Here is an 8,589-nt window from a genome sequence, read left to right on the forward strand (position 1 = left end):
CCCCATCGGCGGATTCCCGGCGTCGTACGACGCGGACGGCTTCTCGGTCTACTCCGCGTACAACGCCTCGAGCCGGGCGAACCCGAACTTCGTCGGGCCCGACGGGGTGCGCGACACCGCCGACGACCTGCCGTACGTCGACACGAACGCTGCCGCGCAAGCGGCGGGCTACTCGCTCGCTGCGCCGATCGCGGGGAGCGGGACCCTCGACGAGGATCGCTTCGACGCGGTCTTCGGGCGCAACACGTCGAGCGACGTCGCCCGTCCGATCTACTCGCTCACGGCGCAGATCACCGTGCCGAGCGCGAGCGTCCCCGGCGCGACCAAGCTCGTCGAGCTCTACGGCGTGTACAGCTCGGCCTGGCTGACGAACCGCGGCTGCACGGCGGCGGGCGGAATCTGGAATCGCGTGGCGGGAACCTGCCTGTCCGGCGCGGAGGACCGCAGCGCGCTCGCACTCTCGCTCGGCTGCCGCGAGGCCGCACGGGCGAGTTCGGCGCTCAACATCGGCACGAACCGCGACGGCCACTGCATCGAGCTCAACACGACCGCGCCGACTTCCGCGAACGCTCGCGCGGCGCGGGTGCAGTTCGAGGTGATCGGGCTGCTCGGCGACCTGTCGGCGCGGCCGGCTGAGGCGAGCGGCGAGCCGGTCGACCTGACCGACTTCCGCGCCATCGTCGACGGCGGCGCGGGCAACACGCTTCCCGCGCGGCCGCGCGCGAACGAAATCGGAAACGTCTCGTTTCCGATCGCGTCGACGCCGTTCCGCCGCCGCAGCGATGCCGTGACCGGCGCGCCGCTCGCGGCCGGCGGCACGCAGTGCCACGTGCGCGAGGACGGCTCGGGCCAGGCGATCGGGCCAAACGGCGTCGCCTTCGACGCCGACGACGTGTTCCCGAGCGCGGGGGACTGTCTGCTCTGGAGCGCGCCCGATTCGGGCGGGGCGCAGCGCCTGCGCTCGACCGCCGAGATCGCCGCGACCCACTCGGTTCACCAGTCACTCTTCCACTCGCTCTGCTCCGTCTCTTTCGACCCGGATTCGGGCAACTGCTCGCTCGACCGGCTGAACAACCCGCTCGATTTCGGATTTCTCTCGAACGTGCTCTCGGGCCTCGGCGTGCTCGGCGCCGTGCTTCTCGACGGCGTCGAGACGATCGTGCCGACGAGTCTCGACGGAAGCACCAGCGTCGTCGCGCGCGCCGGCATGGACTTCCTCGGCCAGCAGTTCCTCGCGATCGAGCCGCTCGCCTTCCAGGGCGGGAGTTTCCAGGATCTGGGGGCGAGTCTGGACGCAGGCCAGGCGAGCCTGCTCGGCTGCGGCCCCGCGTACGCGTCGCCCTGCAGCAAGGTGCAGGCCGAGAGCTGGCGCGCGGACGCCGCGATCGCCGCCGACCTCACGCGCGATCCGAACCTGGCCGTCGCCGCGCTCGGCGGCATCGACCTCTTGAACGCCGACGCGAGCGTGGTCACGCAGGAGTTCTCCGTCGTGAAGCACCTGCGCAGGAATGCCTTGGTCGGCGTGACCGGCGGCGGCGCGACACCGCTTGCCTACCTGCCCGGCGTGAACTTCAGCCGCACGGGACAGGCGAGCCTGGATCTCGACCAGGACTTCAGCCGGCAGGGCGTGGAGGCGAGCCCGCCGAGCCCGGTCTTTGGCGTCGAGCCGGGCGCGTACCTGGCGCTCACGCCCGACGAGGCGATTGCGCTTGGCGCCGCGGGCCGCGCCGCGTACCAGCTCGAGCCCGGCAACCTCCGCGAGGCGGACGGCTGGGTCGAGCCGATGCCCTGGACGATCGATCAGGATCTGCTCGCCCGTTTCGGCGCGGTCGTCTGGAACGCCGATCCGAACAACCCGCTCGATCTGGACAGCCCGCGAAACGACTGGAACCGGATCGACGGCGGAGCCGGCGCGAGCTACGCGAACATCGACGGCGAGTACTGCGCGCGCTGGATGAACCTGCTCGACGCCAACGTCGCAACGCCCTTCAACACCGGCTGCACCGCGCTCGAGACCGCGTCCGCGAACCTGGAGCGCTTTCTGATCTCGGGCGAGGTGATCGGTCAGGACCGCGTCTTCGACGCGCCCGAGACCCTGGCCGAGCTGGCCGCCATGCTCGACGGCGATCCGTCGAACGACGCCACCGGCGATCCGATCGCCGGCCCCGACGGGATCTTCGCGCGCAACCAGTTCGTGATCGACGACGACGTGATGGACTTCGAGGTCGTCGCGGCGCCGCTTCCGGACCCGAACTTCCCCGGCGATGCCGCGATCGTCCCGGTACCGGTGGCGCCGGGAGAGGATCCCAAGCTCGCGGCCGCGAACTTCCTGGCCGACTACGACCCGAGCGTGAGCTGCGCGAGCAACCTCTGCTACCTGCAGGTGAACGACGTGCTGGTCGACCCGGACGACGCGAAGTCGACGACGAAGGCGCTGATCCTCGCCATGCCGATCGGATTCGGCGTCGACGTGGTGACGCCCTCCGACCCGAACGATCCCAACGCGCCGGTCGTCGACAGCGGAGTCGACCTCATGGTGAATCTGGCGATGCTTCAGTACTACGAGCTTCCGAAGCTGCGCCGGCTGTTCGCCTCGCGCCCGGTCGAAGTCGACGGAGCCGGCGGCCCGGTCTGGGTGCGGATGAGCTCGTCGCAACGCGGCCTTCTCCTGGGCGAGTTCGGAAGCGTTGCTTTCCGCGGCCGCGACATGGACGGGGACCTCTCCGCCGATCTCGACCGCGACGGAGACGCGGTCTGGGACGGGCAGGACGACTACACCCCCGGCCCGATCAGCGATGACAACGTGCTCTGCGGCAGCGGCATTCCCGGCGATCGGCTCCAGGCGGGCGTGCAGTTCAGCCCTTCGCGGGCGGTCGAGCGGCCCGGCGAGTCGAGCTTCGCGGCGCTCTTCCCGGACGGCCTCGCGCCGCGCTCGCCGGTCTTCTGCCGCAGCACGAACGGCCTGCTCGCGCTGGCCGGCGCGATCCCGGGTGAGGCGCCCGGGGCGAGCGACGCATTTCTGTGGCACGGCGGAGAGACCGCGCCGGGCACGGACGTCGACGCGGACGGCTGGCCGGACGCACTCGACAGCTGCGCCACGCTCGCGAACGCGGGACAAGCCGACGCGGACGGCGACGGCGTGGGCGACGTCTGCGACAGCTGCGTGCTCTTCCCGAATCCGCGCCGCGGTCTCGAGTACCTGGACGAGAACCCGTGGGCCACGCTCACCGGCGGCCAGCGCGACACCGACCACGACGGCTACGGAAATGCCTGCGACGCGGACTTCACCGCGACGGGCAAGCTGGTCTCGTCGAAGGACCTCTCGCAGTTCCGGGCCAGCCTGGGCCAGAGCCGCGCCGCGGACGTCTGCGCGCGCTCGGGCGACCGGGCCTGCGCGATCTTCGACCTGTACGAAGAGGGCGCGGTCATCGACAGCGAGGACCTGAAGCGCTTCCGCGAGCTCGGCGGAAAGGCCGCGGGGCCGAAGTGTGCATCCTGCCCGCTCGTCTGCGAAGCTGGTGCGGCGGGGAGCTGCGAGTAGGTGCCGGAAGACTCGGGAAGCCCGAAGCGAGCGGGGGTGCTGGCGCAGTTCGCGCGCCTGGGGCTCTCGACGCTCGTGCCGGTCTCGTTCTGGCGCCGCGACCGGCCCTGGACGATCGCGAGCGTGCAGTGGTTCCTGTTCTTCACGCTCTTTCCGCTGTTTCTGGTCGCGTGGACCTCGCTCACGGGCTCCGAGTTCGGCGACGTCGCGTACCTGTACGGAATCTACTTCGCGACGATGTGGGGGCTGGTGATCTGGCTCTTCGTCCGGCCGGAGAAGATCGGCCTGCTCGACGTGGTGCGGGTCTCGCTCTTCACGTCGATCACGGGCGCGTTCATCGTGGGATTCCTTTACCGGCTGCCGGGCCTGTCGGCGGTGCTCGGCGCGACGCGCGATCCGCAGATCCTCGTGCGCCTGCCCGCGTACGTGTTCGGGGTGGGGCTGCTCGAGGAGTCGGTGAAGGCGGTTCCGCTGCTCTGGATCTTCGTGCGCAATCGCGAGCCGGGCACGCTGCGTGAGATCAGCTATCTGGGCTGTGTCTCCGGGTTCGCGTTCGGAGTGAGCGAGGCGGTGAGCTACTCGCTCTTCTACGCCCAGGGCGTCGCCAGCGGCAGCATGTCGCTGGGCGCGTTCGTCGTCGTGCAGCTCACCAGGCTGATCACGCTTCCGCTTCTGCACGCGGTCTTCTCCGGCGTCGCGGGCGTGTTCATCGCGCTCGGCGTCGAGACGCGGTCGCTTCGCTTCGCGCTGATCCTGTCCGGGCTCGCGCTCGCGGCGCTGATCCACGGCGTCTACAACGCGCTCTCCGGAACGCTGCTCGGCTTCGCGGTCGCGGTCGCCGCCGTGCTGCTCTTCATCGGCTACGTGCGCGGCGTGGAGGAGATGCGGATCGCCGTGCGCGCGGCCGCGCGAGAGCTCGACGGCTAGCGGCCGCGGAACACCGGCGCGCGCTTCTCGAGGAACGACTTCACGCCCTCGCGGTGGTCCTCGGTCTGGAACAGCACGCCGAGCGTCTGGCTGACCCAGCCGCCGAGCTCGTGCGGATCCGAGAGCCGGGCGCGGCGCAGCCCTTCCTTCATGGAGCGAAGCGCCAGCGGCGGATTCGCGGCGATCTTCGCGCAGAGGGCGCGCGCGGTCGGCAGCAGCTCGCCGTGCGGCACGACCTGCGAGACGAGCCCGATCCGCTCCGCCTCCTTCGCGTCGATCACGTCGCCGGTGAAGAGCAGCTCCGCGGCCTTCGAGGGCCCGACGATCTGCGGCAGGCGCAGCAGGCCGCCGATGTCGGAGACCAGCCCGCGCTTGATGAAGAGCTCCGCGAAGCGTGCCCGCTCCGAGGCGATCCGGATGTCACAGAAGAGCGTCAGATCCATGCCCCAGCCCACGGCCGGGCCGTTCACCGCGGCGACCACCGGGCGGTCGCACTCGAGCACCGCGATCGCCGCGGGCGTCGGGCGCGGGCGGACCTGGCGCAGCTGCGCGACGGTCGCGTCGCGCGCGGGGCCGGACATGATCTCCTTCACGTCGTCGCCGCTGCAGAACGAGGGATCGGCGCCGGTCAGGAGCACGCAGCGCACCTCCGGGTCCGCCTGCGCCTGGCGGAAGGCCGCCTCGAGCTGGCGGTAGGCTTCGGGGTTCAGCGCGTTTCGGCTCTCCGGCCGATCGATCGTCACCTGCGCCACGTGCTCGTGCAGCTCGAAGCGAACCAGGTCGTCGGCCAATTTGCGCCCTCCTGCAGCCGGTCGCGCGAGTCTACACGCGGCGCGATCGTCGGGTCGAGCCGCCGCGGGCGGGTCAAGCGGAGCGACGCGCGCGCCGATGCGCGGTCGGGACGGAGGCCGATGCTCGCGTTCACGCTGCTTCAGCTGCTGGCCTTCGCGGCCCTGTTGGTCTCGGCGACCACGATCCTCGTACGCGATCCGCGCGACGCGGGAAATCGCCAGGCGGCGCTGCTGCTCTACTGCGGCGCGTTCTGGGCGCTGTGTCAGCTGCTCTGGAACAGCGCGCGCGATCCCGAAGTCGCACTCGCGCTCGTGAAGCTCTCCGCGCTGGGCTGGGTCTGGATCGGGCCGCTCACGCTCCGCTTCACGCTCTCGGCCACGGGCGTGAGTGCGCCGCCTCTACGCCGCATGCTTCGCGCCTGCTTCGGCTTCGCGGCCCTGTTTCTGGGGCTCGTCTGGCTCACACCGTGGGTGCACCAGCAGACCGTGCAGAGGAGCTGGGGAACCGGGTACACGCTCGGCCCGCTCTTCGCGGTGTTCTATCTGGTCAGCCTGGCCTCGCTCTTCTGCGGCCTCTCGGTCGCCTCGCGCGCGTACCGCGAGACCCGGATCGAGAGCGTGCGGAGCCAGGCGAAGTGGATTGCCTTCGGGATCGCCCAGCTGCTCGTCGTCGCGTCGATCACCGACGCGATCCTGCCGTTCTTCGGCGTGGTGGTGCCCCAGCTCGCCACGACCTCGTACGCCTCGACGGGGGTGCTGCTCGCGCTCTCGATGCACCGCTTCGGCTACTCGATCCTCTCGCCGGGCACGTTCTCACGCGAGATCGGCGACGCGATGAGCGAGGGGCTCCTGCTGTTGCGAATGGACGGTCGCATCCGCTCTGCGAACGCCGGCCTCTCGCGGATGATCGGGCAGCCCCGGGAGCAGCACGAGGGCCGCAACGTGAACGAGATCCTGCAGCTGCCACGCCTCGATCCGCCGCGCGAGCTCCGCGACCAGCGCGGCCAGCTGATCGGAGCCGGCGGCGAGCTGATTCCGGTCTCGGTGACCGCGTCGCTGCTCCGCGACGGGCGCGGAGCCGACGGAGGGCTCGCGGTGATCGTGCGCGACCTGCGCGAGATCGAGGCCCTGCAGAGTCGGCTGGTGCTGTCGGCTCGGATGGCCGCGGTGGGCCAGCTCGCCGCGGGCGTGGCGCACGAGGCGAACAACCCGGCGTCCTGGGTGCGCAGCAACATCCTCATGCTCCGCGAGTACTGGAAGAGCGCCGAGGCGCACGTCGACTTCGCGGATGGCCGCGAGCTGATCGACGAGTCGCTCGAAGGCATCGAGCGCATCTCCGCGATCGTCGATCAGATCCGGCGCTTCACGCGCGGCGGAACCGGCGAGCGCGAACGCGCGGAGCTGCACCCGCTGCTCGACGCGGTGGTGCGAATGGCGCGGCCGCGCCTGCAGGAGGGCGTTCGGATCGAGCGCAGCTTCGGCTCCGTGCCCGCGCTCGACTGCGCGCCGCGCGAGCTCGAGCAGGTGTTCCTGAACCTGCTGCTGAACGCAGCCGACGCGGTCGGGGAGAGCGGCACGATCCGGATCACGACGAGCTCGTCGGCCGCCATGGCGCGAATCGAGGTCGAGGACGACGGCTGCGGAATCGCGCCCGACGTGCTCGGTCGCGTCTTCGACCCGTTCTTCACCACCAAGCCCGTCGGGCGCGGAACGGGCCTCGGCCTCTCGATCTCGTACGAGATCGTGAAGCGCCACGGCGGCGAGATCGCCGCGCGCTCGGCGCCGGGCCGAGGCACCGTCGTCTGCGTGCTCCTGCCGCTGCCGTCTAGAACTTGAAGTTCACGTCGGCCTGCAGGCGCTTGCGGTTGGCCTTCTGAGCCGCGGACTCGTACTCGGTCGGGTTGTACGGGCCGTCGCCGCCGCCGCTCGCGGTGGTCTTGATCGGCTCTCCCTCCCAGAACGAGAGCTTGAACTCGGTGTTGGTGGCGAGCTCGCGCGCGACGTAGACGCCGAACCCCTCGCGGTTCGTGTAGCCGTCGAACATGTCGCTGTCGGTGTAGAGCGCGAGCACCGAGTTGGCCGGGATGTGGCTGTAGACGATGCCGAGCAGAAAGAGCTGCTTCGCGTCGCCGACCTCGACCCCGTAGCCCCACGCGAACTGGTCCGGGTCGACGCGCGCCCCGTTCACGAAGCCCGAGTCGGCGGTGAAATTGTACGCGACCGTGCCGAACACGACCGCGGGCCAGCGCTCGATGCCGCCCCACTTCGCGAAGACCGTGCTCTCGCCGATCCGCGCGTCCTTCTCGAAGGCGGTGGGCAGGTTCCCGAACTTCTGGCTGTCGTCCGCGAAGTCCGGATCGGCGCTGACGTTGTCCCAGTCGTAGAAGCTCGCGCGGGCTCCGGCCGAGATCTTCTCGCTGACAGCCGTGGTGCCGCCGAGCTGGAAGCCCCAGACCTTCGTGTCGGTGCAGCACGACTGGGTGAGCTCGACGAAGTAGCCGACGGTCGCGAAGAGCTTCGCGCCTTCGAAGGGAGAGATCGAGCTGGTGAGCGCGAGGCCGGTGGGGCTGATGTCCTCGTCCCAGATGAACTTGTCGGCCGAGTTCTTCCAGATGAACGGGTTCGCGACCCGTCCTGCGACGAGCGTGCTCGCGAGCCCGATCCCGCCCGGATCCGGCAGCGTGAACTGGCCGTAGGCGCGGTCGAGGTAGACCGAGTGCGGGGACCAGTTCGAGTCCTCGCCGAAGCTCACGTTGGTGCTGCGGTAGTCACCCGTGCCAGACGCGAGCCGCAGCCCGACCAGCGCCCACGGATTCACCTGCTTCGTGAAGCCCAGGCGCGCGCGGTAGCGCAGGCGGTTGTTGTCGTCGGCCGTGCCGCCGAACGCGCGCCCGTACCAGAACTGCTCGTCGCGGAGCCGGAAGTCGCCGTTCCAGACCAGACCTTCCACGAGCGACGCGGCGGCGCCGACCGCGGGCGTCGCGGCCGCGCGCTTGGCGTCCGAGCGCGCCTGCTTGGCCAGGATCTCGTCGCCGGTCGCTTCGTCGATCAAGCCCTTCTGCTGCAGGATGCCGACGATGTCCTCGACGGCGTTGGTCTCCTCTTCCGAGAAGGCCGGCGAGGCGGTCAGACAGAGTGCGGTCACCAGAACCCGAGCCAGTGTCTTCACGAGAATCTCCCCCTGAGTGTCGATCGCGTCTAGCCTAGCCCGCATTTCTCACCACGGTGATCCGTAGGTGGTCGCGGTGCGCTGCGAGGGCGTCGGCGGTGGTGGCTCGGCGGCCGAGGGCCAGCGGCGGCCTTCGAGGGGATGGCGGGCCGTTCGCCGGC

Annotated in this window: 4 protein-coding genes; 2 read left to right on the plus strand and 2 right to left on the minus strand. The window is 70.4% G+C overall.

Translation table 11 applies throughout. From position 1 onward, the window contains the following. Positions 1-3,541: 3,541 nt before the first annotated feature. Complete coding sequence (locus FJ108_16845; GenBank protein MBM4337556.1) at positions 3,542-4,468, plus strand: PrsW family intramembrane metalloprotease; 927 nt, start codon at positions 3,542-3,544, stop codon at positions 4,466-4,468. Here FJ108_16845 and FJ108_16850 read toward each other — a convergent pair. Then, a complete protein-coding gene (locus FJ108_16850; protein ID MBM4337557.1) occupies positions 4,465-5,247 on the minus strand; it encodes an enoyl-CoA hydratase in 783 nt (260 codons plus the stop codon). The two genes, FJ108_16845 and FJ108_16850, sit on opposite strands and share 4 nt — an antisense overlap. Before the next feature lie 132 nt (positions 5,248-5,379). On the opposite strand from FJ108_16850, the gene FJ108_16855 reads away from it, so the two are divergent. Beyond that, complete coding sequence (locus tag FJ108_16855) at positions 5,380-7,095, plus strand: PAS domain-containing protein (protein MBM4337558.1); 1,716 nt, start codon at positions 5,380-5,382, stop codon at positions 7,093-7,095. Here FJ108_16855 and FJ108_16860 read toward each other — a convergent pair. Continuing rightward, the gene (locus FJ108_16860) at positions 7,085-8,473 is read right to left on the minus strand and encodes a hypothetical protein (protein ID MBM4337559.1); all 1,389 of its coding nucleotides are present in this window, start codon (positions 8,471-8,473) and stop codon (positions 7,085-7,087) included. The two genes, FJ108_16855 and FJ108_16860, sit on opposite strands and share 11 nt — an antisense overlap. Between the last annotated feature and the right edge of the window lie 116 nt (positions 8,474-8,589).

This window comes from Deltaproteobacteria bacterium (assembly GCA_016875225.1).
Lineage (GTDB): Bacteria > Myxococcota_A > UBA9160 > SZUA-336 > SZUA-336 > VGRW01.

What these genes read in the sequence shown, in the direction of transcription:
- FJ108_16855 (MBM4337558.1), top strand. Translation starts at nt 5,380, where the DNA reads ATGCTCGCGTTCACGCTGCTTCAGCTGCTGGCCTTCGCGGCCCTGTTG.
- FJ108_16860 (MBM4337559.1), bottom strand. Translation starts at nt 8,473, where the DNA reads ATGCGGGCTAGGCTAGACGCGATCGACACTCAGGGGGAGATTCTCGTG.